We start from the raw sequence: 25942 nt of genomic DNA, 5'->3' as shown, positions 1-25942 counted from the left end.
GCGCGCGTTGTCGGGGTACGGGTCGGCGGACCGTGCCCGCCCCGCCCAGTCCTCCAGGGTGAAGATACCGGGGTAGCCCTGGCTGACGGTGGTGATGATGTCGGCCGGGGCGGGTCCGGCGGCCAGGCGGGGGGTGAACGCCCGCTCGACGATGCCGGCATCGAAGTCGGCGTACCGCACGGGCAGGACGACGGCGCGGATCTCGGCACGGCTGCCGTCGGCAAGGGTCACGTGCCGTCCGTTGAACTGGAGGGCGGCCGACCCGGACGGGTTGGCGCGGCGGATCTCCGCGTCGAGCCCGAAGGGGTCGAAGCCGCTGACGAAGACGCGCCGTACGCCGGGCGTGGCCCGGAAGGCGTTGTCGAGGAGGCCGCGGGAGGCGTCCTCGAAGCGGACGCGGAGCGCGGCCCGGTCGACGGCGAAGGCCGGCTGCCAGCGGGCGAGCGCCGCGGTCATGGAGAGCCGCGCCCAGTACAGGGGGCGGTCGTCGCCGGGGGCGAGGTCGCCGCCGGGCCGCTGTCCCTGGGCGCGCCGGACGGAGGCCTGCCACAGGGCCTGGCCCCAGGAGTCGAGGAGCCGTTCGGCTTCGGCGGCGGTGCGTGTCGTGCACAGGGCGGCGGGGAAGCGTCGTACGAAGTCGCCGAACCCGGCCCGCTCGACCAGGGCGGTGGTGCGGGGGTCCGTGAGGCGTGCCTGTTCGGCGTCGAGCGGTACGGACGCCGGGGCGCGGCAGGAGGGGGCGGAGCCGTCCGCGTGCGCGGGCGAGGCAAGGGTCACGGGGAGGACGGTGACGAGGAGGGCGGCGGCCGACGCCGCACGACGTAGGAGCATCATGCGATGTGACATTACATAGGGGTCGTCACCCCCACCAGGCACTCCTGCGCCAGCCGCTGGGGCGCTCGCCCCGGCGGACGGACGGTCTACCCCCGGGTCGCGTGCGAGGATCCACCCCATGGAACACGAGGCGGTGTGGACGTACGGAACGGACGGGACGGACGGGACAGCGGGGCAGGACTCCACGGGGCCCGAGGACATGCTGCGGATGGTGCGCGGCGCCGCCCTCGCGGAGCCGGGCGGACGCGTCGAGGCCCGGGTCGCCGAGTGCGCGCTCTGCGGTGCCGGAGCGGACGAGTTCGAGGTCGCCAAGGGCGAGTGCTTCTGCGTGGGTTGCTGCATACCGGTAGGCATCACGGACGGGGACGTCCACCCGCCCGCGTACCCCTGGACCCTCCACCCCTCCGAGGCCCCGCTGCCGCCCGCCTCACCGGGCCCGGGCTTCGAACCGTCCGACCTGCCCCGCTGCCCCGCAGGGCACGACGTGTTCCAGATCGCGCTCGCACTCGCCTTCGCGCGGGACGGGGCGGTCCGGGGCATCTCGGTCGCCCTGCGGTGCCCCGAGGACGGCGCACTGTGCCTGTACGTCGACAACGCCCGCGTGGCGCCCGGTGATGCCTAGGTCGGGGTGTAGTGGGCGGCGCCTCGGGCGAGTCGGCGTCCGTACCGCGCTCCCGGTCGAGGAGCCTGGCCACCACCCCGCCGGCCTCCTCCGCCACGCCGATGAGCCGCTCCCCGCGGGTCCAGCCGTCGCCTGTGCGCCGCCGGCGCGCCGTCGGGCTCTGGGCCGTAGCCGCGCCGGCCCGGCCGTTCTTCCCGGTATCAGGGGACGCTCGGCATGAGCATGTCCTGGACGCAGCGGCGCAGCCCGTCGCCGGAGTCGACCGGCGAGATCCAGGGCACCTGCTGGAACAGGTCGCCGTGCCGGCGGATGTGAGGGTCGGTGAGGAGGGCACGGAGCTCGTCGGGGGCGGGGGAGTCGACCAGGCACAGCCAGGCGAGGCCGGCGCCGATGCGGACGTGGGGTGGTCGCCCAGGATCCGACCACAGCCCCCGCACCCAGTCGCGCGTAGGTCCGTCCCGCTGCTCGCGGGCAAGCTGGGCGACCGCGAGGACCAGACTGACCTGGACCGCCGGCTCGTCCTCCACGACCAACCGCCCGTGCAGCGCGGAGAGGACGCGGGGCACCTCACCGGTCGCCAGTGCCAGGACGAAGGCGGCCGCGGAGCGGACCTTCGGGTCGGGATCGGGGAGCAGCGAGAGCGGCAGGTGCAGGTCGCTCGTGACGGCATCGCGGGCGGCCTGGACCGTCCAGTCCACCGGGCACTCCACAGGGCCGATCAAGAGCGGGTCCTCGGCGACCTGGAGGAGACCCTCACGGGTACCGTCGCCGAGGTGCTGGCAGCGTCCGCTCACCGCGACCAGGGTCAGTGTGTCCGCCCGGAGGCCGGGGTGTCCCGTCGCGGCGATCCTGAGCAGGAAAGGCACTGCCAGTGCCGCCGGTTCGACGGTGCTGCCCTGGTGGTGCACCGTTGTCCACAACCGCCACAGCGCCTGCCCGGCGGCCTCGGCGTCGTCGGAGGCGAGCATCCTGAGGAGACCGGGCACTTCGGCGCCCGTACCGTAGAAGTGGGGGAACCGCTCCCAAGGGATCTCGTCGTACCGGAACTCCTCCTTCGCCTCCCGCGGGATCGCGGCCAGAACCGAGCGCACGTCACAGTCCGTGCCCGCCCACGCCTCCGGCCACCTGCTCCGGCGGTCATCGTCCGCAACCTGGTCTTCCGAAACCACAACGTCCTCCACCAAGGCCCCAGGGCCGGGACCCCCCTCGCCCTCGGGCGGCCATCGGCTCGCCTGAGGGGCCGGATGCGCCCACGACCGCCGCAGCCCGCGGACACCCTCAGGGGCGGCCCGAGTGGAGGGCCGCCAGGCCGCGTGCGTGGTCGAACGCCGCTGCGGCATCCTGTGCGTCGGTCCAGGGCGCGGCCCCGCACCATCCGCCGATGAGCCGGAACTGTGCCAGGGCCTCCGCGTACCGCCCCGTCTTCACGAGGACGGCGGCGTACAGGTGCCGTATCGCGGGCAGCCGGCGGTCTTCCGCACCGGCCCGCTCCAGGTCGGCCCCCACGCGGGCGAGCTCGGCCTTCGTGACCCAGGTGCGGTAGGCCGCGTCGCCGTCCTGGAGGGTGGCTTCGTACACGGCGTGCAGGTAGACGGCCGAGAGCAGGCTCCCGGCCGGAGCGGAGGCCGCCGTCTGCTTGGCGAAGTCGAACATCAGCCGGTGGGAGCCGTGCCACTTCGCGCACCAGTACTGGAGGGCGTGCCAGTGCGCGTCGTAGTGCAGCGGCGCACGGCGCGTGACCTCGCTCCACAGGCCGCGGAACTCGTCGTGGGACAGCCCGAGTCCGCGCGCGGCGGCGACCATCGTGACCCACGGGGACGGATCCCGGGGTGCCAGCCTGGCCGCCTCCCGGGCCGCGTACACGGCGGTCGGCAGCAGCTCCCTGAACAGCGCCACCTGCTGGGCGGAGGTCTGGTCGATGGTCTTCTCGCCGCGCGCCGCCCAGGCGCGGAGCAGCAGGGCGTGGGCGTGGACCACGACGGGGTCCGCGTCCTGCGGCCGCTTGGCGCGCCAGATCCGCAGCCAGTGCTCGTCCTCGACGGCCAGGTCCGCGAACACCTCGACGACCCGCCAGCGCTCCGCCCAGTCCTGGCGTTCCGCGGTGTCCGCGAGCAGTCCGGCGGCGGGCTCCCACTCGCCGCGGAGGGCGGCCTCGACGGCGAAGCGCAGCGCGGGCTCGTCTACGGGCGGCCCGGAGCGCCGGCAGTCCAGCCGCTCGCGGGGGACCAGACCGTAGGCGGCGGCGTCGAAGTTCCGGGCTTTCCTGTTGCGCACGGCGAGGCGGGTGGTGTTGACGATCGCCCAGAGCAGGACGGCCAGACCGACGGCGGTGATGATGTTCGTGAGCACGAAGCGTCATCATGCCTGGTCAGGATCACGACAAGCGAACGCTGAGGCAAAGTACCGGACTCGTTTCGGTCTCGGTTCACCCCGCCCCCGGACCCACGTCGCCCGGCACCGGACCCCGTACGGGGGTTGCCCTCGCGGGTTCACGGGAGGGCCGGCCCGTGCCCAGGTTCTCCGGGCTGTGAGACCGCCGGTCCCCACGGGGCCGCGCCGGAGCCGTCGCGAGCCGGACGTACGGGGCGACCACGGCAGGTGCGCGCGCATCGCGCGCATACGGTGAGCTGCCGGCTCCGCCCCGTCAAGAGTGAACCGGCGCGCGGGGGGCAGGCGCCGATCATGCGTGCCGTCCCCACGGCGGAGGGAGATGACCATGAGCCCGGCCGTTCCCCGGGATCCCGAGACCCTCAAGCAGCTCATCACCCGCGAGGTGACCCTCCTGCGTGCCGCCGCCGGCCGTTCGGCGGGCGCGCGGCCGAGTCCCGCCACCCCGGCCGAGATCGCGGAGTCCGAATCCCTCCTCGCCTGCTCCTGCGGGGCCGTCGCCCAGCACAGCCACTCGTGCGCGGAGGGTGGCCGGGACCACGACCCCTGGGCCTGCGTCTGCGCCACCCTCCCCGCCATCCCCGTCTCGGCGGCGCTCCTGGCACCGGTCACCGACGACGACGGGACGACCGAGGACTTCGTCATCCGGGCCGGCAACCACATCCGGTCCGTCGAATGGCTCGACGCCCCCGACCGGCACGTCGGCAAGCGGCTCCGCGAGGTGCGGCCCGGTGCGGACGGCAGCGGGCTCCTGGACGCCCTCAAGGAGGTCCTGCACACCGGCCGTGCGCTGCGGAACTTCCCCGTGGACTACACCGAGCGCCGGCCGGACGGCCTGCACCGCACCAAACTCCTCTACGACGCCGCCTCCTGCGCCGGCCAGGTGGTCGCGACCTGGCGCCCCGCCCACAACCCGGCCGAACTGATGTCGCTGGAGGCCCAGTACATCGCCTCCATGGGCTGGGCCCACTTCGACCTCCTCTCCGGCGAGACCACCTGGTCCGAAGGCCTGAGCACGATCTTCAGGACGACTCCCGGCCGGCCCATGGGCCTGCTGGACCTGTGCGACGCGGTGCTGCTGGAGGACGTACCGCGCTGGGGGCGGCTGCTGCGGGCCCTGTTCGACGGCGAAGAGCCCCCGGGCTCCGAGATCCGGTTCAGCGTGTACGGCGACGTCCGGACGCTCCACGTCATCGGCCGGCCCGTCATCTCCACGGACGGCCTGGCGTGGGCCCTGCACCTCATCGCACGCGACCTCACCCCCGTCATCCGTGGCAGACAACGGCTCGCGGCCACCCGCCGGCAGACCGAGCGGCTCCGCGAAGAGGCCGCCGCCGAACACCGGGTCGCCGCCGCGCTGCGCGAGGCGCTGCTCCCGACGCACTCCTCGGAGATCGCCCGGCTCGGATTCGCCGTGGCGGCCGCGTACCTGCCGGTAGAGGAGGACGCCGCGGTCGGCGGTGACTGGTACAAGTGCCGCGCACTGCCCGACGGACGCATCCTCCTGGCCATCGGGGACGCCTGCGGCCACGGGCTCGACGCGGTCGCGCGCATGGCGCAGCAGCGGCACGCCCTGGCCGGCCTGGCCCACACCCCGGGCAGCGACGCCGGGCAGCTGACCACCTGGCTCAACGAACTCGTGTGCGCCGACGCCTCGGCCGAGACGGCCACCACGGTCATCGGCCACCTCGGCGCCGACCGCCGACTGGTGTGGGCCTGCGCCGGACACCCGGCGCCGCTCCTCCTGCACGACGGCACGGCCACCGCACTGGACACCCGGCACCGGGGGCCGCTCCTGGGACTGCTGGCGGGCGAGGCGTACGCGACGGCCGAGGTACCACTGGAACCGGGCGACCTCCTGCTGCTCTACACCGACGGCCTGGTCGAGCGGCGCGGCGAGGACATCGAGACGGGCATCGACTCCCTGCGCCGACACCTCGCGGACTGCGCCGGCGGCGACGCCCGCCAGACCCTCGACGCCGTGGTCGCCCGGTACGCGGGCGACCGGCTGGAGGACGACACCTGCCTGGTGGTGGTCGAAGCGCTCTGACCCGCGCCCGGCACCGAGGCCACCAGGCAGGAACGCCCGCCCTTCAGGGCGGGGAGCGGACGTCAGTCGGCGAAGCGCCAGGTGACGTCGATCTTGCCCTTGTCGAGCGGGGCGAGGACCCTGAACGCGCCGGGGGTCAGGTCGAGACCGTACCTGCCCGCGCCCCGCGCCTCGTCGAGGACCGTCGCCGTGATGGACTTCCCCTTGTACGTGATGACGACCTTCCGTCCGCAGTTGCTCGACGGAAAACCGGCCCCGAACGTGGCGGAATCGAGCGCGACGGCGTGGTCGCTGTCCTTGATCACCTTGCCGCACGCCCCCAGGCCGGGCGAGTAGAAGGTCGCCGAACCCTTGTAGGCCGCGCCCGGCTTGCCCGGCTGCGGAGACGCCGTCGTCGACTTGCCCGGCTTCGGGGGCGTGGTGGTCCTGCCCGGCTGAGGGGTGCCCGACGGAGCGGTCGTCTTGCCGGGCTTGGGAGGCGGCGCCGTCGTCCCGCCCGCCTGCGGAGCGAGGACGGTGGCGGCCGGCTGGGCCGCCACCGTGACGGCAGGCTCGGCGGCGATGGTGGCGTCCGGCTTGGCGGCGATCGTGGCGCCCTGGGCGGAGACGGTGGCGTCGGCGGTCTCCGAAGCGGAGGCGGTGGCGACGGTGATCAGGGCGCCGGAACCGGCGGCGAGGACGGCAACTGCGACGGCAGCCGTGGCGATTCTTGCTTTCATCGCTCTCTCTATCTCTGAATTGCGCGTTCCGGGGCGGGTCCGCGGGAAGCCGGACCACCGGATTCGGCCGGCGGTCACGGCTGACCCAGGATCACGAATGCCGCTAACACGCCGCTAACGTCCGGCGGCCGACCCGACGCACCCGCCTTGAGGATGGCCACATAGGCGAGCACGAGGTCCACCGGGCGCGGCAGCGACACCGCGACCCGGACCTCGGGCCCGGCGCCCCGGTCCACCAGCAGCCGGGCGAGCCGGCTGGCGCGCTCGTCGTCCGGGCGTACGTCAGCCGCGTACGGCCGTCGGTGAGGGCCAGACTGTCGGGGGCCTCGGCCGCGCGCTGCTCGATCTGGGCGGCGAGCGAGACCGTGGGCAGCGGCACCGCCGCGTCGTTCCCCTCGCCCAGCCGCTGCAGTTCCCGGTCGCTGATCAGGCCGACCGTCGAGATCCGCCGGACCGGGCGGGAGTTCACCGCCCACGTCCGCGAAGACGAGCACGGTCTGGAACAGCGGGTGCCAGGCGGCGGAACGCACCGGGTCGACTGCCTCGACCACAGCCTCGAAAGGCACGTCCTGGTGGGCCAGCGCGGCCAGGGTACTGCTCGTCATCCCAGCCGGTCGGACTCTCCCGGGCGGGGGAGGCCGATCGCTCTCAGGCACGAAGACCCGACACGGTTGGAAGCGAGATCGTGAATCCATGACGAGTTCTCCTGACCCGAGCCAGGTGCCGGGCGCATGAACGCGATGGCAGCGGTACACGCCGCCCGGCGATGGCGGCCGGCACGTCACCCGGACTCGGTACCCCTGAGACGGGCCTGGTCTGGGGCCTGCTGTGGGGCGCGACCGCCTGGGCCGCGCGGCCGGCGGTCAAACTGTCGGTGCCCGCCCCTAGGCTCACCTCATGACAGAGAACCTGGTCCTGGATTCGTGGGACCGCATCGACGAGTGGCTGCGCCACAACGCGCCCCGCACCTTCGCCACGCTCGGCCCGCCCGCGGGACAGGAGGAGATAGCCGCCGCGGAGGAGGAACTGGGCGTCACCTTCCCTGCCGATCTGGTCGCGTCACTGCTCCGGCACAACGGGGCGATGGACGGCGCGGAGGCCTTCCGGTTCAGCACGGACGACCGGCTGCTCTCGGTGAGCGAGATCGTCAGGGACACCCGGTGGATGCGCGACATCGCCGCGGACCTGGACGAGGAGGAGGCCGAGTACTACTGGATCGACGCCTACCTGAAGTTCGGTTCCTACGGGGTGACGAGCGACGGCCTCACGATCGACTGCCGCCGCGGGCAGGACTCCTACGGTGCGATCGGACGCTTCTTCGACGAGACCGGCACCGACTTCGGCCGGGCCGCCTCGCTGGGCGCGTATCTGGCAGAGCTGGCCGACCGGCTCGAACACGGCCGGGACGGCGGTGCCGTCACCTTCAACGGCCGGCTGTACTGGGAGTGGGCAAGGTCTCTCGAACCGGACTGGGGCAGCGCCGACGACCGCCTTCCCCGACCGGACGAGGAGCTGCCGGAACTGGACCTGTCCTGCAGCCCCACCGACGTCCTCCACGTCGGCTTCCTCGACGGGCTTGACGAACTCGGTGCGCTGCTCGCGGTCCTGCCGCGTGAGCAGGTGGCCCAGGCCGCGCGGAAGCAGCTGCGCAGAGTGGCCGTGGAAACGGGCCTGAACAAGTACCCGGAGGTCAGGACGGTCCTGGACGCACTCGACCGGGGCGAAGCCCCGCCCCGCCCGGACCAGGCCGACCCGCTGGCCCTGCGCCTGCGCTCGGTCATCGTGCGGGCGAACACCCGCCGGGACGATCACCGCAGGTGGGCCGCGGAGAAGATGGTGCACGGGATCTGGGGCTCGCCCTACAGGTCCGTGTGCGAGAGCACGAGCATCCGCGGCCACCTCACCGTCGACTGGCGTACGGATCTGCACGCGGACCTGGGCAATCCGCCACTGCCACCGATCCCCGACGACCGCTTCTGGGGGACCCTGCGCAACCCCGCCATCGACTCCAGCTGGCACGCGGCTCAATACGCCCAAGACCAAGGCTGACCCCGGCGCCGGCCGAAATGCCATGGTGCGGCATTCAGCCGTGAGGGCATGATTTCGCGAAGTAAGTCAAGACTTACCTTCAGGATGCATTGATCGTAAGGTGTGGCCCGAATCGAAGGAGCCCACCTGTTGTTGCACACAAATGACGCCGCCGCACGGGAAGTTGCATCGGAGCGGGAATACGTGTCCTCCTTGTACAAGGTGCTCACCGAGCGGCTTTCCGAGGCCCGCGCAAACCGGGCGAGTGTCCTGAAGACCCCGGCGGACAACGCCGGGGAGGCATACGAGCGGGAAAACGCCGCCGAGCGCCTGGCCAAGGAAATCGGCCGGCTGGAGAGCGCCGAAAAGGGCCTGGTCTTCGGCCGGATCGACCGCACCGACGGCACGGCCCTGCACATCGGGCGGATCGGACTCCACACGGAGGAGGACGACCTGCCGCTGCTCGTCGACTGGCGCGCGAACGCCGCGCGGCCCTTCTACGAGGCCACGCCCGTCCACCCGATGGCCCTGCGCCGTCGCCGGCACCTGCGCCTTGAGGAGCGCACGGTCGTCTCCGTGAGCGACGAACTGCTCGACGGGACCACCCCCACCGGCGAGGACGTCGTGGGCGACGGCCCGTTGACCGAGGCCCTGTCGGCACGGCGTACGGGCAGGATGCACGCCGCCGTCGCGACGCTGCAGGCCGAGCAGGACGAGATCGTCCGCTCCGCCCACCGCGGGGTGACCGTGGTGCAGGGCGGCCCCGGCACGGGCAAGACGGTGGTCGCCCTGCACCGGGCGGCGTACGTCCTGTACGCGTTCCCGCGCGCCGCCGAGGAGGGGGTCCTGGTGGTGGGCCCGAACTCCCGGTTCCTCGACTACATCTCCCAGGTCCTCCCCTCCCTCGGCGAGAACGACGTCGTCCTGGCGACCTGCCGGGAATTGGCCGGAGTACCCGCGGACACGGTGGCGGACCCGTTCGAGACGGCGCGCGTCAAGGGCGGCTCCGACCTCGCCGACGCCCTGGCCGGCCTGCTGCGCGTTCACCAGGCCCCCGCCGGCGACTTCACCGTCCGGGTCGGACGGCAACTGGTCCACCTGTCCGGCGAGGAGGTCGCCGCGGCACGCGACGCCGCCCTGGCGGCCGTACCGGGGCACAATCCCGCACGCCAGGTGTTCACGGAGTTCCTGGTCGACGCCGTCGCCGACGCGATGCGACGGGACATGGGCGACATCCTGGAGCGGATCGACGCCGACGCCGCCCTGATGACGGGCATGGACCTCGACCGCTTCACGGGAGCCCACCAGCGCCGCGCCGAAGGCGCCGCCGACCCGGCCCCGGCCCACGAACTGGACCTGGACGCCGTCCGAGCCGACCTCCTCGACGACGCCGGCCTCGACCGGGCGGTGGAGGCGCTGTGGCCGAGACTGGTGCCCGGCGACCTCGTGAAGGCGCTCCTGACGGACCCAGAAGCCCTCGCCGAGCACCTGCCCCGCCTCACCGCCCACGAGCGGTCCCTCCTGCTGCGCCGCCCGGACGACCCGTGGACCGATGCCGATGTGCCGCTACTGGACGAAGCGGCCGGCCTGGTCGAAGGCCCACCCGAGCGGACGTACGGGCACGTCGTCGTCGACGAGGCACAGGAGCTCACAGCCATGCAATGGCGGATGATCGTCCGCCGCTGCCCGGCACGGGCGATGACGCTGGTGGGCGACTTCGCCCAGGCGGGCCCGGTCGCGACGGCACGCGACTGGAAGGAAGCACTCGGCCCCCACGTCGGACAGCGGTTCCGGCTGCACCACCTGACCGTCAGCTACCGCACCACCCAGGAGATCCTGGCAAGCGTCCGGGACCTGCTCACCCGGATCGCCCCGGACCAGCAGCCCACACGGTCGCTGCGCACCGGCGAGAGCCCCCGCACCCTGGCCGCGCCTCCCGACAGGCTGGTCACCACCGTCCTCCAGGAAATCCGCGCCCAGAGCACCGCCCACCCGGGAGAGCTCCTCGGAGTGGTCTGCGCGGACACGAGGGTGGGCGAGCTGGCGGCCCGGGGCATCGGCGACCACGCCCGCATCGTGCCGGCGTCCGAAGCACGCGGCCTGGAATTCGACGGGGTCGTCGTCATGCACCCGGAGGAGATCACCGGGGCCCGCCCGGGCGGGGAGAGGGACCTGTACGTGGCCCTGACCCGGGCCACCAAGCGCCTCTGCACCGTCACCGCCCAGCAGCCCGGGGACCCGAGGCCCACTGCCGCTGCCCGGTGACCACCTGAGCCACGCCGCGTCGGTCCGCACCAGTGAGCCCGGCACACGGAAGGCTGGCACCATGCGGAAACTGATCTACGGCATGAACGTGACCCTGGACGGCTACATCGCCGCGCCCGGCGACGACATCGGCTGGAGCGTGCCGAGCGACGAGCTGTTCCAGTTCTGGTCCGACCAGTTGCTGGCGACCGACCTGTCGCTGTACGGCCGCAAGCTGTGGGAGACGATGAGCTCGTACTGGCCGACCGCCGACCAGCAGCCCAGCGCGACCCCGGCGGAGATCGAGTTCGCGCGCCGATGGCAGGACATGCCCAAGGTGGTGTTCTCCTCGACGGTCGACGAAGTCGACTGGAACACCCGCCTGGTCACCGGCGACGCGGTCACCGAAATCGCCCGGCTCAAGGGCGAGGACGGCGGCCCGATGGACATCGCCGGCGCGACACTCGCCGGGACGGCCATGCGCGCCGGGCTGATCGACGAGTACGTGCTGGCCACGGCGCCGGTCCTGGTGGGCGGCGGCACACCGTTCTTCACCGCGCTGGACAACTGGGTGAACCTGACCCTGGTGCAGACCCGGACGCTTCCCTGCGGCGTGATCCTGACCAGGTACGAGACCAGGCGCTGAGCGCTCACGGGGACCAGTGCCCGCAGAGGGCGAATTCCCGTTCGTAGAGCTGTTCGTTGTGTTCGGCCACGAAGAACTTCCGTGCACAGACCCGCACAGACCCGCTGTTCTCCACATCCAGGGCGTCGAACGGGGCGGTGTCGGAGAGCGGTGTGACCGTTCATTAGAGTGCTCCGCATGGACATGCGGAGGAGCATCGCAGTGCTGGCCGAGGAAGCCGAACACCAAATCCAGGGCCAGGTGTGGGAAGTCTCGTCGGGCGACTGCGCGCTCGCTCGCGAGGCCGAGGCCGGCCTGCGAGACGTCGTCGGTCCGCCGGACGTCCAAGAGGCGTTGCCGCAGATCAAACGGCTCGAACACCTGCGGGAAACGCTCGCCGTCATGGCGGTGGCCCTCGCCCGCACGCATGGCCGCATGGCCTGGTTCCTCTCCGGTGCTCTGAATGCGCTCGAACCGGTCCTGCACTGGCGTGCCCTGCCCGCTGACCGTGGCGGCACCTTCGGCACCGTTCTCGCGAGCCCGGAGCAATACACGCAGGCGGAAGATGCCGTCCGCCGACTTCAAGACGTCCTCGCCCAGATCAACCGCGTCAGTCCGGGAGCCGGCTGATCCGTGCTCCGACGGATGAGCCGATCGCGGGGTGGACCCGCTCCGCTGCCGTCCGGAGTGGTGCGGGTGACGGCGTGCAGGCTAATCAGCGCGGCGATCAGGCAGCGGCCGGACAGCGGGGCGATCGCCCGCAACCAGCGTGCCGAGGGCCGTGCGCTGGTGGGTGACCGAGCGGCCTGTGCGGGTCGTCGTCGCCATGCCCGCCGATCTCAGCGCGGCCGCATGGGACGAAGCCGTCGCATTGCTGACGTGGAGGGCGCGCGCCAGGGACGTGGTGGTGTGAGGTGTGGCGAGGAGGACCAGGGCTTCCAGCCGGGTGCGGCCCAGGAGGGCGCCCAGGGCCTCGGCAGAGACGACCGGACCCTCCGCGCTGGGCGGGGGGCCGGCACCGGCCGGGTACGTGAGGACCGCGGGACGGCCCGGGGTGTCGTGGAGAAGCGGGCCCTGCGGGTGGTGGAAGGTGGGCACCAGGACCAGGCCGCGCCCGTCGAGGCAGACGTCGCGGTCCGGCGCGGCGCCAGGCCATTTCCACAGGCCCCCGTGGAGCAGGCTGCCCGGAGCCAGGCCGGTCAAGGCGGCGGCCACGCCGTGCTCGGCGACCGTCAGGGCGTAGCGGGTGAACTCCTGACGGTGCAGATCCTGCACGACGGACCAGACCGGGGCCAGGACCGTCTCGAACGCGGCCTGCTGGGCTCGGCGCAGGGTGTGCCAGGCGGTCTCGTCGCCTGCGTACAGGCCGCGGATCCAGCGAGGGGCGGACACCGCCCCGTGGACCCGCTCCAGCTCGACGCGGACGAGACTCGGGTTGGTGGCCCGGATCCGTTCAAAGCCGTCGGCCACGGTGTCGCCGACGACGTCGAGGAAGGAGGGCGGGCGGCCTGCCGGGACCAGATCGGCGAGCGGACCAGCGGCGGCTGGGAGGGAGCGCAGGACGCGGCCGCGCCACGGCGCGAACAGCGGCGGCCCGCCACGCCGGATCACGGCTGTCGTCAAGGCGGCGTGCAGCTCCTGGAGCGGCGCCGGGCGGGGCGCGAAGCGGATACGGGCGAAGTCCTCCGCGGTGAAGTGGACTCGCAGCACCCGCACAGCTCCTCGTCCTGGGCCGGCCTTTCGGCCAGGGCCTGAACCTTCGCGTCGTCCGGGCCCCGCCTCAAGGATGCTCGTATGACTTCTCGACGCACCCTTCTGAAGGGCACCCTATTCGGAAGTGCCGCCGCTCTGCTGCCCAGGGCCGCCGCGTCCGCGTCCGATGGCGGCTCCGTCCCCCGGCTGCCCCCACCCGCCGGGCCGTACCCCGTGGGCGTGCAGACGGTCCATCTGACGGACCCGTCCCGGACCGATCCCTGGATCGGCGGTGTACGGGAGTTGATGCTGACCGTCCTGTACCCGGCCCGATCGGTACACGGCTTCGGCCGGGCCCTCCAGCTCACCCCGGTCGAAGCCGGGGAGTTCGCCGACCTCGCGCCCCACGTCCATCCCGGACTGCCACAGCCGGGAACGGTGGACTGGGGCGCGGTCCTCACCCACGGGCACGTGGGCGCGCCACCGCTGCCCGGGCGACGGCCGGTGCTGGTGTACTCACCCGGGGGTGGCGACTCCCGCACGCTCGGCACAACCCTCGCGGAGGACCTGGCGAGCCACGGTCGAGTGGTCGTCCTCGTCGACCACCCCGGTGATGCCTCCCAGGTGGAGCTGCCGACCGGGCTGCGGAAGACCGTCCTGTCCGGGCCGCCGGACCCGGCAACCTTCCGCACGATGGTGGACACCCGGATCGCGGACCTCCTGCTGGTCCTGGACAAGCTCGGCGACCTCCCGCTCGCCCGGTTCACGGACTCCCGCCGGATCGGGTTGTACGGGCACTCCGCAGGCGGCACGGCGGCGGTGTACGGGGCCCGTGACGACCGCCGGGTCGGCGCGGTGGCGAACATGGAGGGCTATCTCGACCTGTACCCGACGCCGGCCGGCGGGCTTGATCAGCCGCTGCTGCTGTTCCGCACCGACGGATTCGACGGCGCCGCCCGGATCGATTCGTCCTGGGCGGGGCTTCCCGGCCGTCGCGTGCTGCTTCCCGATGCGAACCACTGGGCTTTCACCGACTACGGCTCGCTCGTTCCCCGGCTCCAGAGCTCCGGTCTCGTGACGGCCACCGCACGGACCGCGCTCGTCGGCCCCGGCGACCCTGTGGTGACGCTCACAGCGGTACGGCGCCGGGTGGGAGCCTTCTTCGCCCGTCATCTGGGGTGACGGGACTGACGAGGCGGCGACGGGCGCCCTGCTCCAGCCCTCAGGACGCCGGTCGCCTGTCGCGCCGGGAGACGTGGGCGCGCTCGCTGCCAACCGGTCCAGGTCGCCCTCCGCGTCGGCCTGGGCGGCCGACCGGGACGGAGCCGGAAGGTCCACTGGCTAGTTCTTCGGCTCCACGCAGGTGAGGCTGACTTCGGCGCGGTTCGACTTCGTGTCGTCGCCGACGATCGTGATCTGCGCCCAGCCGGTGAACTTGTCCGGCGAGTGGCTGAGGAGGACGCCGTCCCAGCTCATCCGGGGAACGTTCTGTGTGCCGGCCTGGGCGAAAGTGAGCGTCATGACGCCCGAGACGAAGCCGTCACTGCGGACCCACCGGTACTTGACGGTGCCGGGCCCTGCCGTGGTGATCGTCCCGATGAACGCCGGCACGATGCCCGGGCTGACGATGACGCAGCCGACGTCACCCTGCTTTGGCGCCTCGTACTTCGCGGTCGCGGACGTCACGTCCACGGTCTTGGCCGGCACCGCAGGTTCCTCGGCGACCTTGCTGCACGTGAGCGGCGGCGAGTTGCTGTTCCGCACCTTGACCGTGTAGGTGCCGTACTTGACGTTCTCGTCGACGTACTTGCCGTTGGAGGCCACCCTGACGTCCTGGCTCGTGCCGCTCCCGGAGATCGTTACGCGTGCTCCCCTGTCGAACCCGGAGAGCTTGAGGTCGTACGTGGGCTTCTGGTCCGGACCGGCCTCCCCCTTGACCAGGGCGCAGGCTGCGGTGGGTACAGCGGCCAAAGCCTCGGAGCCGAATCTTCCGAAAGCGGCGGCCTGCGGTGCGGCCATGGCCGGTGCCAGGACGCATGCGGCGGCCGCGAAAGGTACGACCAGTGCGAAGCGGGGGTGCCGGGTCATCGTGTCTTCCTCCAGTGCCAGTCAGAGCGGACTGCGGCGGCCGGTCGGAACCGGAGCGAAGATGGAGTGCCGAACCCGCCGGACGGACTCCCCTTTCGACCGTACAGCGGTACCCGGGCACTCGCAGCTCCAGTCGCCTCCCAACCGGCTGAAGGCCTTTCCCGAGGGCCGCCCGACCGATCAGCACACGCTCCATCGGGCGGCGCGGCCGGCGCCCGGCAACTGGCCCCTGTCCCGTCCGGTCTTCGTCAGCCGATCTCGATCTGGTCGTATACGGGTGCACCGAACTGGTTGAGGGCCACGTTTGACAGGCGCGCGGAGAAGCCCGCGCTGCCGTTCTGGTACCAGAGCGGGATGGCCGGCATCTGCTCGGCGAGGACCTTCTCGGCGTCCATGAACAGGCGGGTCGCCCGGGTGATGTCGGCCTCCGCGTGGGCCTGGTCGACGAGGCTGTCGAAGCGCGGGTCGCCGAACGCGGTGTCGTTGGCGGGGGCACCGGTGGCGTAGAGGGGCTGAAGGAAGTCCTGGATGTACGGGTAATCGCCCTGCCAGCCAGAGCGGAAGGGGCCGTGGAGCCGGCGCTCGGTGATCTGGTCCCGGAAGTCGGCGAAGGTGCCGACCGGGTTGACGGTGCAGACGGTGCCTTGGCCGAGTGCGCTGTTGATGCTGTTGCAGACGGCGTCCATCCATTCCCGGTGCGAGCCGGCGTCCACGTTCGAGGTCAGCGTCATCCTGCCCCCGGGCAGGCCACCCCCTTCCTCGATGAGGCGTTTGGCCTCGGCCGGTGCGTACGTGCACGCTTGCCCGCACACATCCTTGGAGAAGCCCCCTTGTGCGCCGAGGGCCGGAGAGGTCCAGTCCTTGGCGGGGGTGCGGGTCCCGTGGAAGATCTGCTGGGTGATCTCGTCGCGGTTGATGGCCATGGAGATGCCCCGGCGGACCTTCTCCATGCCCTCCTTGCCCCATTGGGGGTCGTACAGGGGGAACGCGAGTGCCTGGTTGCGCAGTGCCGGCTGGTTGATGTAGCGGTCGCCGAGGTCGCTTCGCACGTTCTTCAGCTGCTGCCCCGGAATGTCGTCGACGAGGTCGAGGTTGCCGGAGATCAGGTCCGTGTAGGCGGTGTTGCTGTCGGTGTAGACCTTGAGGTCCACACCGCCGTTTCGTGCCTTGTCCTCGCCGGGGTAGCCCCGCCACGTGCGCAGCTTCATGCCGGTGCCCTTGGTGTACGAGTCCACCGTGTACGGGCCGTTGCCGACGGGCTTGGCGAGCCAGGCGGCATGGTCGGTGAAGAACGCCCTGGGCAGGGGGAGGAAGGTCTGGTAGCCGAGGGTCTGCGGCCAGGTTCCGTACTTCTCCTTGAGGGCGACCGTGAAGGTCCTGTCGTCCTTGACGACGAGGCCGGACATGGTCTTGGCCCTGGGCTCGCCGGTGGCAGGGTGGACATCGTCGTACCCGACGACGTCCGAGAAGTAGGCCCCGTTCTTCTGGTGGTTGCGGACATCGGCCGCGTAGTTCCAGGCGTCGACAAAAGAGCGCGAGGTCACGGGCTCACCATTGCTGAACTTCCAGCCGTCCTTCACGGTGATGGTGAAGTTGCGGCTGTCCGCCGTCTCGATCTTCTCGGCAAGCAGGTTCTCGGCCGCACCGGTCTTCGCGTCGTACTGCTTCAGGCCCCGGAAGATCATGCCCAGTACCTTCCCGCCCTCGGCCTCATTGGTGTTGCCCGGCTCCAGGGGACTCTGCGCGTCCCCCCACGACGCACGCACGATCTCGGAGCCACCGCTGTCGCCGCTCCCGCCGCTCCCGCCGCTCCCGCCTCCGCACGCGGTCGCGGCGAGTGCGACGGCTACGACCCCTGCGGCACACTTGGCCCGGCCGGCTCCGGACATGGAACACCTCCTGCTCCCCGACACTGTCCAGGCATCGATGTCACCCGGCGAAAGATTCCACACCTCGGCTGGGCTGTTTGCGGCTCCCTCGCGGGAGCTGAGGCATCGGACAGCGGGCTGCGGCACCGGCTGGGCCCGGCGCACGCTCTGCCGCCCAACCTGGCCATGTAGACACCTAAGGTGTCATGATGACATCATGAGTGTCGATGGGCCCGCGAAGGGTGAGCCCCCGTTGGGGCCTCTGCTGTACGAAGTGATCCGCAGCCTGTGGCCGCTGCACCGCACAGTCGTGCGTGCCGTGGAGCGGGAGCTGATGGGCACGGGGATGACCGCCGGTCAGCATGCGGTGATGGACGAACTGCGCAGGGGTGGCCCCCGAACGGTTCCTCAACTGGCACGCCTGCTGGGCCTGGACCGGCAGCCCGTCCAGCGTCTGGTGAACGATGCCATGGCCCTCGGGCTGGCTGAGAGCGCCCCGAACCCGGAGCACCGGCGCTCGCGCCTGATCCAGCTCACCTCGGAAGGGGAAGCCACCATCAGGGGCATTCAGGAAGCCGAGGAAACCGAGCTGCGACGCAGGCTGTCCGACCTCACCACCGGTGACGTCACGACGGCTCTGCGGGTGCTCCGCCGCCTCGGCGAGGAGTTCCAGGACCTTGCACAGGATTTCCCACCGCACGCCACGGACCGAGGAGATGACCCACGATGACGCAGGCGCGGACACACGTGGTCACGGCCGCCACCGTACCCGTCGAGGCCGGCGAGCTCTTTTGTGAGTCGGCCGGCGAAGGACCCCCCGTCGTACTGCTCCACGGAGGCATGCTCGACCTGAACATGTGGGACGAGCAGTTCTCCTGGCTCGCGGGCCTGGGCTACCGCGTCATCCGCTATGACGCCCGCGGCCACGGGCGTTCCTCCACCGTGGCCGGGGACTACGCCCACCATGACGACTTACATGCTCTGCTCACCCGCATCGACGTCCCGTGCGCCACGCTCGTGGGGCTCTCCCTGGGGGCGCGGACCGCCATCGATACGGCAATAGCGCATCCGGAGGTCGTGTCGGGACTGGTCCTCGCATCGCCCGGGGTGAGCGGACGGCCCTTCGCCGACCCGTACGTCGCCCACCACACCGCACAGCAGTTGGCCGCGATGGGCGACCCGGACGGAGCGCAGCGGTTCGTGGAGCACTTCCTGCGGATGTGGGTGGACGGCCCGTACCGCGAACCGTCCCAGGTCAGCCGCGCACTGCGCGAGAGGTTGCGCGGGTCGGCGTCCGCCAACGTCGGGCGGCACGCCGGCGGGCTCGGGGCGGGGCTACCGAGAGAAATCGGCGCAGCGGACCGGCTGGCCTCCATCGCGGTACCCACCCTGGTTCTCGACGGAGAACTCGACAGCAGTGACATCTCGTCAAACGCTCAGGCCATCGCCCGAACCGTTCCCGGTGCCAGGAGTCGACGGTTCGCCTCCACGGCCCACATGGTCAACCTCGAGAGCACGCGGCTCTTCAACCTCGCGGTCGAATCCTTCCTCGTGTCCACGACTGGCCGGAACTGAGCTGGCTCGTACGGAGGTTCACATCTACGTTTCATGTCAGCGGTCCACGGAATGTGCATACGCGACTGTGCAATGATTGCGGTCGACGATCAGCGAGGGGGAAGAACGATGCACGAGATACAAGGTCGTACCGGTCTGTGGTTCCGACGTTGGCGTAGCGTTTCGCACGTCGGGGCGAAGGTGGCTGCCACAGGCCTCGTTGCGGTCGTAACGCTTACGCTCAGCGGGTGCGGGGGCGGCGACGCGGGTGCCGCGCCAGGCGGAAAGAAGCCGGCCGCCGAAAAGCCGACCACCGAAAAGACCGCCGCCGCGGACCCCAAGGGCGAGGCTCTGGAGATGAAGGGCGCGAACGGCGCGGTGCTCACCATCCACTCCGTGCAGCGGTACGAGGGCGGTGTGGTGACCGTCCGCGGCGAGATGCGCAACGACGGCAAGCAGGCGCTGAACACCGACCACTGGACCGGCGGCAACGATCTGTCACTGAAGAACGGCTACTCCTCGTCGGGTGCCTCCCTTGCGGACCTCAAGGGCAAGAAGCGCTACTACCCGCTGCGGGACACTCAGGGCCACTGCCTGTGCACCCAGTTCCACCCGGTCTTCCAGCCCGGTGACAGGGCCCCGGTCTTCGTCCAGTTCCCGGCGCCGCCGGAGGGCACCACGGAGGTCGATTTCGCCATGCCGACCTTCGACACGGTGCCTGTCAAGATCGCGGTCGCGCGGTGAGGCCGGGGACGACGGCACGCACCGCTGCCGCCCGGCTCGCGGCCTGCGCGCTGACCGCCGCCGTATGCCTGACGACCGCCCTCGGTCTGTACGACGCCCCCGCGGCTCGTGCCGAGCCCTCGCCCAGCTCCCCGCCCGAGCCGCCGCCGGTGCCGGTCGATCCGCGCGCCAAGGTCCTGGAGCTGGAAAAGGGCGCACAGCTGGCCCCTCCCGTGGTGGTCGACATCCTTTCGGTCTCCGGAGACCTGTCCGGCGACTCGGGACGCGAGGAATCGAGCGACGACGTCAAGCTGACCCTCCAGTCCGAGGTCCTCTTCGCCAAGGACAGCGCGGAACTGAGCGGCGCCGCCGGCGCCCGCATCGCCGAGGTCGCCCAGGAGATCAGGCAGAACAGCCCGCGGAAGGTCATGGTCTGCGGCTTCACCGACAACCTGGGGACCTACGCCCACGGCAAGACCCTCTCCACGCAGCGCGCCGAAGCCGTACACAAGGCGCTCGCCGCGCAGCTGAGTGCATCGGGGATCGCCTACGAGGTGGTCGGCAAGAGCGAGGACGACCCCATCGCGGACAACTCCACGGAGGAGGGACGGAAGAAGAACCGACGGGTGGAGATCTCGTTCGGGCGCGGGCCTCAGAGGTAGGGTCCGGTGGTGTACGAGTAGAGGGGTGCGTCCGGCCCTCGGCGTAGCGCTGCGGACGGGTACGTGCTGTGCGCCGCTGCTCGGGTGATCAGCCGAACCAGACGACCAGTCGTACGTTGTCGTCACCGTAAACGGCTGCCTGTTCCGCCATGGCCGCCCAGACGGGCGCCCAGTTCCCGTCCGGAGGAGCCAGCATCCGGGCGGTGAAGACCACGGGACGGTACACCGCACCGTGCAGCGCCACCTCGCCGCCCGGCGGCCACTCGGGCGGCATCAGGTCTTCGCCGAAGAGTTCCTCCGCCGCGTCGAGCACCGCGGCCGGGAGCCAGAGCCAGTCATGAAACACGAGACCGCCGGCCGGGCCGGGTCTCCACTCGCCCACAACGGAGTAGGCGGGAACATCGCACAGCGGCGCGTCCCAGTCGACCGCCGAGATCTCGGCCCACGTGGCATACGTATGGCTGTGCTCCCAGTCCCCGATCGACTCCCTCGCCACCTCCGAGAGGTCGTCCGGCAGGCCCCGGCCATCGAACAGCGGCCGCTGCACGCCCAGCCCTCCACCGTTCCCGAAGAGGCACTCCCAGGCGTAACGCTCCCGTGTCAAGCCGAAGGTCAGGAGATCGATCTCGGTCTCCCAGACACCGCCGGTTTCGCGAGTCTCGATCACGCCATCGATGTCAGCCCCCATTCGCGCAAGTCTAGGGGCATCGGTTCGTCGAGCGGCACCCCATGAAACGCGCGGTGCCGCCCTCCGTACACCTGGACCAAGAAGTACGGCACCACTCCGGAAACCGCCCGCGCCCATGTCTGCGCGCCTGCGGAGCGGCCCCGATCCGCTCTAGACGGTGATCGCGTTCAGGGCCGCGGTCCGGGCCTCGGGCCGCGGAGCGTACTCGGCCCACGCCCCCGCGAGTCTGCGCACCGCCTCCGAGAGCATGTCCGGCGGGAGCAGGAAGTGCAGGCGCAGCATGCGGGTGCTGCCGCCGAGGGCATCCATCGTCGAGCCGGGCAGCACCGCCACCCCGTGGCGCAACGCGACCTGCGCGAAGGCGACCCCGTCGCCGTACGGGAGCCGCACCCACAGCGTCTGGCCTCCCTCGGCCGGCGGACAGCTCCAGGAGGGCAGCCGGCGGGCGAGCTCGGCCCGCAGCCGGTCGTGGCCGGCCCGCAGCTCCCGCACCCGGCGCTGCAGCAGCGGCGTGAAGTCCTCCAGCAGCCGGACCGCGGCCAGCTGCGCCGGAACGTCGCTGCCCAGGTCGTGGATCGCCTTCAGTCGGGCGAGCCGGGCCACCAGCGGGGCCGGCCCGCGGACCCAGCCGATCCGCAGGCCGCCCCACACCGCCTTGCTGAGCGAGCCCACGGCGATCACCTCGGAACCGCAGGAGGACAGCGGCGGCTGCTCCGGGACGTCGCCGAAGCCCAGGTCGCTGAGGACTTCGTCGTCCACCAGCGGCACCCCGTACGCCTGCGCCGCCTCCACCAGGCGCCGCCCCTGCAGAGGCGGCAGCACCGCGCCGGTCGGGTTCTGGAAGCGCTGCATCACATAGGCCATGGCGGGACGGTGACGCTCCATCACCTTGACCGCCTCCGCCACGTCGAGGCCGTCCGGCCCCATCCGCACCGGGTACGGCACTGCCGCCGCCTCACGGAACAGGTCCAGCGCACCGGGATAGGTCGGCGCTTCCACGAGCACCCCGTCGCCGGGCGCGAGCAGCAGCCGGGTGAGCAGCGCGATGGCCTGCTGGGCGCCGGTGGTGACCAGGACCTGCGCAGCGGACGTCGGCACGCCCCGCCGCCCGTAGCGCCGCGCGACCGCCTCGCGCAGCAGGGGCAGGCCTGCCGGGTGGTAGCCCAGGTCGTCGGCGGGGAGGACGAGCCTTCCGTACGCCTCGGCGACAGCGGGCGGCGGACCGACGGGCGCGGCACAGCTCAGGAGGATCACCCCGTCCCGACCCGCGGGATCGAGGAGATGCAGGAACAGCGGGTTGGACGTCACCGTCACCCGCGGCTCCGCCGGCGCAAGGACCGCCGGTGCCACCCGGGTTCCGCTGCCCTGGCGGCGTATCAGACGCCCTTCCTGCCGCAGCGTCTCGTACGCCGACACGACGGTCGTACGCCCGACCGCGAGCGCGACGGTGAGCCGACGGTCCGGCGGCAGCGGCGTACCCGGCGGCAGCAGCCCGTCGTCCGCCAACTGCCGTATCCGCGTGGCCAGGAGGAGGTACAAGGGTCCCCGGCCGGCCGACCAGCGGCCGAGCCGGGCGACGAGGTCGTCCAGCGCAATTGGCTCCATCGGAAGACCAATCTGCCGGGATTGGTCCTGTCACCGCAAGTCCCCGGTACTCAGAGTGGAGTCATGAGCACCGACACGCACCCCTCCGCCGCCCTCCACCCCTCCGCCGAGCCGCGCCCGTCCGCCGCGACACCGCACCCGGAGACCCTCGCCGTCCACTCCCCGCAGACCGAGATCCGCGGCAGCAGGCCGCTCGGTGTCCCCCTCCACCAGGGGCACGTCTTCGCCTTCGACACCGCCGACGCCATGGCCGAGGCATTCGACTCGACCGACACCTTCGTCTACAGCCGACTGGGCAACCCCACCGTCCGCACCCTGGAGACCGCCGTCGCCCGCCTGGAGGGAGGGGCCGCCGCGCTCTCCTACGCCTCCGGGATGGGCGCCATCAGCGGCGTCCTGCTCGCCCTGCTCGCCGGAGGCGCCCACGTGGTCGCCCAGCGGTGCCTCTACGGCGGCACGTACGCCCTCCTCGCGGACCTCACCGCCCGCTGGGGCGTGACGGTCACGTACGTCTCCGGCACCGACCCCGACGAGGTGCGGGCCGCGCTGCGCCCGGAGACCCGGCTGCTCTACCTCGAGACCATCGCCAACCCCACCACGCGGGTTGCCGACCTGCCCGCCCTGATCGGCGTCGCCCGCGAGGCCGGAGTCCCGACGGCCGTCGACAACACCTTCGCCTCGCCACTGCTGTGCCGTCCGATCGAGTACGGCGCCGACATCGTCGTGCACTCGGCGACCAAGTACCTCGCCGGTCACGCCGACGTTCTCGGCGGCATCGCCGTCTTCAGGGACGAGCAGACCTACCGCGCCGTCCGCCACCACGCGGTCGAACAGGGCGCCACCACCGACCCGTTCGCCGCCTGGCTCACCCTGCGCGGTCTGCAGACGCTGCCGCTGCGCATCGAGCGGCAGTGTTCCAACGCCGCCGAGCTCGCCGCCAGGCTCGCCGCGCACCCCGCCGTCGCCGCCGTCCGGCACCCCGCCCTCGCGGGGCACCCCGACCACGAAGTGGCGGCGCGGTTGCTGCCGCGGGGCGGTGGCGGGGTCGTCTCCTTCGACCTCGCAGGCGGCCGCGAAGCCGGCCGGACCTTCGTCGAAGCGGTCCGACTGGCCTCGCTGAGTGCCTCGCTCGGCGATGTGAAGACCCTCGTCATGCACCCGGCCTCCACCTCCCACCGCCAGCTCGGCACCGACGCCCTCGCGGCAGCCGGCATCGGACCGGGCACGGTCCGGGTCTCGGTCGGAATCGAGCACGTCGAGGACCTGTGGACGGACCTCGACCAGGCCCTGACCAAGGCCCTGTAGGCCCCGACGCCGCGTCCGGCGCGTAAGCGCCGCAGCGCCCGTGCCCGGCCGGCCAGCCGGGGGCGACGAGTTGGGGGTGCTCGAATCCGCTGGATGCGCAGCGGCACCCATCCTTCCGGATGTCCGCCCCCGACCGCGTCGTGCTCTGCCCTGAGAGGACGCGGCTCAGCGCGCGGCGCGCCGCTCACGACGACCAGCCCTGCCTGGGCCAGAGCGACCGGGTCGTACAGCGGGTCGCCGGAGGTCCCGGAGATGTACCCGCCGCCGTGGAGCCAGAGCAGTCACCGGCAGGCCGGCCCGGCCGGGATCCGGGGTGCAGACGTTCAGCGTGAGTCAGTCGGTCCCCCGGGACGAGGGGTCGGCGGGCCGGGGACCGGACTGCGGGACGGCGGGGCCGAACTCGCATGCCGCGCGTACGCCCTCCCAGCGCTCGGGCGTAACGGGAGCGGCGAAGCGGAGTGCCCCGACTGGCGGCCGGGCGTAGGGAATGCCGCGGAAGACCGAGGTCGTGCGGTCCACGAATCCGCGGACGGTCCCTTCGGTGGGCGTGACGTGGCCCGGGAAGCCGGCATCTCGCTCGGCCGGCTCCAGCACTACTTCCGCTCCCGGGCGGCCATGCTGTCCTTCGCCATGGACTTCGCCGGCGAACAGACCGCGCTCCGGGTCGGCCAGGCGCTGGCAGAACTGCCTCAGCCCCCCCACCCGCGACAGGTGCTTCGGGTGATGCTGGCCGAACTACTGCCCCTGCATGCCGAGGCGCGTGCCCAGAGCCGGATGAGCGCCGCCTACGTACTGGAAGCGCTGTGCACGACGAGGAACTCCATGCCCGGGCCCGCGACGGACTCCTCCAGGGCCGCGGGATGGTCGAGCAGGTGGTGCGGCAGGCGATCACCGACGGGCACATCGGGCCGGACCGCGACCCGGTGCTGGAGACGAACCTCCTCCTCGCCCTCACCGGCTTCACCACACTGCTGGAACTCGATGCGGTCACCCCCTCCGCCGCACTCGAAGCCGTGGAGAGCTACCTGGACCGGCTCTTCGAAGCTGCCGGAGCGTGAGTGCGGCCGAGGGCGGGGCCGCTGAGATCGGTCTTCCCCGGGCAGGACGAGCCGTGTGACGGTGGTGTCCGCTTCTGTCCCCGGGCGGCGCTCTGGCCATCAGTGCCGCGGCTTCGTCGCCGTGATCACCGTCGACTGACGTGGATGTGGTCCGGGGGCCTGCCCTGTCCAGGAAGTGGGCGGTGGCAGAGGGGCACAGGCTCAACGTAGGGCCGGGTTCGGTCCGCAGAGCCCGCCGTACCGGTGCTGGGTCACCCACCCGCCGCACCCGGCACGCCCCGACGTCCTCCCTGGCTCACGCGGGGTCCGGAAGGTTCACGAGCGCGAGCTTGGCCGGGTCGGTGACGGCTGTGATGTGTGTGATCTGGCCGTTGGTGACGGTGAAGGCGAGGAGTGAGCGCGGGGAGCCGTCCTCGTTCCAGGAGATGACGCCGGGGGAGCCGTTGACGAGCACCGCCCGTGCCGGCGTGGCCGCGCCGGCGGCCAGCTTCGCGCCGGCGGCGACTTGGGTGGCGCCGAGGACGACGACCTGCCCCTCGGGGCTGTCCACGGTCAGTTTCACCTCCGGGTCCAGTACCCGAAGCAATGCCTCGAATTCGCCGTCGCGGGCCGCCCTCAGGAAGGCCTGCACCACCTCTCGCCGCTCCCTCTCGGGCCCCGTCGGCCGCTCGGACGCCCGTACCTTCCGGCGGGCACGGCTGGCCAGCATCTTGGCGGCGGCGGTGGACTTGCCGAGGATCGTGCCGATCTCGTCGAAGGGGACGGAAAACAGGTCGTGCAGGACGAACGCCAGCCGCTCGGTGGGCCTCAGCGAATCGAGGACGACGAGGAGCGCGAGCCCGACCGAGTCGGCGAGCACGGCGTCCTCCTCCGGCGCGGGGCTGTCGTGGAGCCGGACCACGAGCTCGGGCAGACGGTCCTGATGGGACGCGACGGACGCCATGGGACGGGCCTGGCGGGATCGCAGGAGATCGAGACCTATCCGGCAGACGACCGTGGTCAGCCAGCCGGCGAGGTTGTCGATGGCTGCCGTGTCCTGGCGGGAGAGCCGCAGCCACGCCTCCTGGACGACGTCCTCGGCGTCAGCGTGCGAGCCCAGCATGCGGTGGGCGACTGCGCGCAGCCGGTCGCGCTGGGACTCGAAGACCTCGGTCACCGGGGCCGGGACGCTGGTGTCGGGCATGTTGTT

General features: G+C 71.8%; 24 protein-coding genes and 1 pseudogene. 13 read left to right on the top strand and 12 right to left on the bottom strand.

Annotation, left to right across the window (positions count from 1 at the left end; genetic code table 11):
• Positions 1 to 834: pseudogene (locus tag SSNG_RS41595) on the bottom strand (pyroglutamyl peptidase); the annotation flags it as partial.
• A 118-nt stretch (positions 835 to 952) separates the two neighbouring features.
• On the opposite strand from SSNG_RS41595, the gene SSNG_RS00560 reads away from it, so the two are divergent.
• A complete protein-coding gene (locus tag SSNG_RS00560; protein WP_042800335.1) occupies positions 953 to 1456 on the top strand; it encodes a hypothetical protein in 504 nt (167 codons plus the stop codon).
• A gap of 200 nt (positions 1457 to 1656) precedes the next feature.
• On the opposite strand, the gene SSNG_RS43310 is transcribed toward SSNG_RS00560, so the two are convergent.
• Complete coding sequence (locus tag SSNG_RS43310) at positions 1657 to 2547, bottom strand: hypothetical protein (protein WP_241694954.1); 891 nt, start codon at positions 2545 to 2547, stop codon at positions 1657 to 1659.
• Positions 2548 to 2734: 187 nt separating this feature from the next.
• On the bottom strand, positions 2735 to 3805 hold the full coding sequence (locus tag SSNG_RS00545; protein WP_007261818.1) for a hypothetical protein: 1071 nt from the start codon (positions 3803 to 3805) through the stop codon (positions 2735 to 2737).
• Between the two features lie 367 nt (positions 3806 to 4172).
• On the opposite strand from SSNG_RS00545, the gene SSNG_RS00540 reads away from it, so the two are divergent.
• Complete coding sequence (locus SSNG_RS00540) at positions 4173 to 5894, top strand: PP2C family protein-serine/threonine phosphatase (protein WP_042802630.1); 1722 nt, start codon at positions 4173 to 4175, stop codon at positions 5892 to 5894.
• A 62-nt stretch (positions 5895 to 5956) separates the two neighbouring features.
• Here the strand turns inward: SSNG_RS00540 and SSNG_RS00535 are convergent, their stop codons facing one another.
• Both SSNG_RS00535 and SSNG_RS41020 read right to left on the bottom strand, forming a co-directional pair.
• On the bottom strand, positions 5957 to 6613 hold the full coding sequence (locus SSNG_RS00535) for an RlpA-like double-psi beta-barrel domain-containing protein (protein WP_042800333.1): 657 nt from the start codon (positions 6611 to 6613) through the stop codon (positions 5957 to 5959).
• Between the two features lie 74 nt (positions 6614 to 6687).
• Positions 6688 to 7218 carry an AMP-binding protein gene (locus SSNG_RS41020; RefSeq protein ID WP_007261815.1) on the bottom strand — a complete coding sequence of 177 codons (531 nt, stop codon included), beginning with the start codon at positions 7216 to 7218 and terminating at the stop codon, positions 6688 to 6690.
• 292 nt (positions 7219 to 7510) lie between these two features.
• On the opposite strand from SSNG_RS41020, the gene SSNG_RS00525 reads away from it, so the two are divergent.
• From SSNG_RS00525 to SSNG_RS00510, 4 genes are all read left to right on the top strand, one after another.
• Positions 7511 to 8662, top strand: coding sequence for an SMI1/KNR4 family protein (locus SSNG_RS00525; RefSeq protein WP_007261814.1), 1152 nt, complete (start codon positions 7511 to 7513; stop codon positions 8660 to 8662).
• Between the two features lie 183 nt (positions 8663 to 8845).
• Positions 8846 to 10906, top strand: coding sequence for an AAA family ATPase (locus tag SSNG_RS00520; RefSeq protein ID WP_007261813.1), 2061 nt, complete (start codon positions 8846 to 8848; stop codon positions 10904 to 10906).
• A gap of 61 nt (positions 10907 to 10967) precedes the next feature.
• The gene (locus SSNG_RS00515) at positions 10968 to 11531 is read left to right on the top strand and encodes a dihydrofolate reductase family protein (protein WP_042800330.1); all 564 of its coding nucleotides are present in this window, start codon (positions 10968 to 10970) and stop codon (positions 11529 to 11531) included.
• Between the two features lie 177 nt (positions 11532 to 11708).
• Entirely contained in the window at positions 11709 to 12140 is a 432-nt protein-coding gene (locus SSNG_RS00510; protein WP_050779814.1) for a hypothetical protein, read from the top strand.
• Between the two features lie 81 nt (positions 12141 to 12221).
• On the opposite strand, the gene SSNG_RS00505 is transcribed toward SSNG_RS00510, so the two are convergent.
• Positions 12222 to 13220 (bottom strand): winged helix-turn-helix domain-containing protein, encoded by a 999-nt coding sequence (locus tag SSNG_RS00505; protein WP_042800328.1) that lies wholly within the window; start codon positions 13218 to 13220, stop codon positions 12222 to 12224.
• 84 nt (positions 13221 to 13304) lie between these two features.
• On the opposite strand from SSNG_RS00505, the gene SSNG_RS00500 reads away from it, so the two are divergent.
• Positions 13305 to 14384: an acetylhydrolase gene (locus SSNG_RS00500; protein ID WP_007261809.1), complete on the top strand. Its 1080-nt coding sequence runs from the start codon at positions 13305 to 13307 to the stop codon at positions 14382 to 14384.
• A gap of 159 nt (positions 14385 to 14543) precedes the next feature.
• Here SSNG_RS00500 and SSNG_RS00495 read toward each other — a convergent pair whose 3' ends face one another.
• Together SSNG_RS00495 and SSNG_RS00490 are read right to left on the bottom strand one after the other, a co-directional pair.
• Entirely contained in the window at positions 14544 to 15290 is a 747-nt protein-coding gene (locus SSNG_RS00495; protein ID WP_007261808.1) for a hypothetical protein, read from the bottom strand.
• Positions 15291 to 15538: 248 nt separating this feature from the next.
• Entirely contained in the window at positions 15539 to 17179 is a 1641-nt protein-coding gene (locus tag SSNG_RS00490; RefSeq protein ID WP_007261807.1) for an ABC transporter substrate-binding protein, read from the bottom strand.
• Between the two features lie 253 nt (positions 17180 to 17432).
• On the opposite strand from SSNG_RS00490, the gene SSNG_RS00485 reads away from it, so the two are divergent.
• From SSNG_RS00485 to SSNG_RS00470, 4 genes are all read left to right on the top strand, one after another.
• The gene (locus SSNG_RS00485; RefSeq protein WP_241694953.1) at positions 17433 to 17888 is read left to right on the top strand and encodes a MarR family transcriptional regulator; all 456 of its coding nucleotides are present in this window, start codon (positions 17433 to 17435) and stop codon (positions 17886 to 17888) included.
• Positions 17885 to 18733, top strand: a complete 849-nt coding sequence (locus SSNG_RS00480) for an alpha/beta hydrolase (RefSeq protein ID WP_007261805.1) — start codon at positions 17885 to 17887, stop codon at positions 18731 to 18733. Before SSNG_RS00485 ends, SSNG_RS00480 begins: the two co-directional genes overlap by 4 nt.
• Positions 18734 to 19069: 336 nt before the next feature.
• A complete protein-coding gene (locus tag SSNG_RS00475) occupies positions 19070 to 19456 on the top strand; it encodes a hypothetical protein (RefSeq protein WP_050779494.1) in 387 nt (128 codons plus the stop codon).
• Positions 19453 to 20097 (top strand): OmpA family protein, encoded by a 645-nt coding sequence (locus SSNG_RS00470; protein WP_007261803.1) that lies wholly within the window; start codon positions 19453 to 19455, stop codon positions 20095 to 20097. The genes SSNG_RS00475 and SSNG_RS00470 overlap by 4 nt, the downstream gene beginning before the upstream one ends.
• A gap of 88 nt (positions 20098 to 20185) precedes the next feature.
• Here SSNG_RS00470 and SSNG_RS00465 read toward each other — a convergent pair whose 3' ends face one another.
• On the bottom strand, positions 20186 to 20785 hold the full coding sequence (locus SSNG_RS00465; protein WP_042800325.1) for a hypothetical protein: 600 nt from the start codon (positions 20783 to 20785) through the stop codon (positions 20186 to 20188).
• A 150-nt stretch (positions 20786 to 20935) separates the two neighbouring features.
• The gene (locus SSNG_RS00460) at positions 20936 to 22390 is read right to left on the bottom strand and encodes a PLP-dependent aminotransferase family protein (RefSeq protein ID WP_042800324.1); all 1455 of its coding nucleotides are present in this window, start codon (positions 22388 to 22390) and stop codon (positions 20936 to 20938) included.
• A 63-nt stretch (positions 22391 to 22453) separates the two neighbouring features.
• Here SSNG_RS00460 and SSNG_RS00455 point away from each other — a divergent pair, with 63 nt between their 5' ends.
• Positions 22454 to 23695, top strand: a complete 1242-nt coding sequence (locus SSNG_RS00455) for an aminotransferase class I/II-fold pyridoxal phosphate-dependent enzyme (protein WP_007261800.1) — start codon at positions 22454 to 22456, stop codon at positions 23693 to 23695.
• A 333-nt stretch (positions 23696 to 24028) separates the two neighbouring features.
• On the opposite strand, the gene SSNG_RS45160 is transcribed toward SSNG_RS00455, so the two are convergent.
• Entirely contained in the window at positions 24029 to 24214 is a 186-nt protein-coding gene (locus tag SSNG_RS45160; protein WP_128637311.1) for a carboxylesterase family protein, read from the bottom strand.
• Positions 24215 to 24498: 284 nt separating this feature from the next.
• Between SSNG_RS45160 and SSNG_RS43305 the strand changes: the two genes are divergently transcribed.
• On the top strand, positions 24499 to 24753 hold the full coding sequence (locus SSNG_RS43305) for a TetR family transcriptional regulator C-terminal domain-containing protein (RefSeq protein WP_050779492.1): 255 nt from the start codon (positions 24499 to 24501) through the stop codon (positions 24751 to 24753).
• Positions 24754 to 25048: 295 nt separating this feature from the next.
• Here SSNG_RS43305 and SSNG_RS00445 read toward each other — a convergent pair whose 3' ends face one another.
• On the bottom strand, positions 25049 to 25936 hold the full coding sequence (locus SSNG_RS00445) for a sigma-70 family RNA polymerase sigma factor (RefSeq protein WP_007261798.1): 888 nt from the start codon (positions 25934 to 25936) through the stop codon (positions 25049 to 25051).
• Positions 25937 to 25942 lie beyond the last annotated feature (6 nt).

This window comes from Streptomyces sp. C (assembly GCF_000158895.1).
Lineage (GTDB): Bacteria > Actinomycetota > Actinomycetes > Streptomycetales > Streptomycetaceae > Streptomyces > Streptomyces racemochromogenes.
The sequence above is the reverse complement of the archived record's forward strand: the minus strand, read 5'-3'. Positions and strand labels throughout refer to the sequence as shown.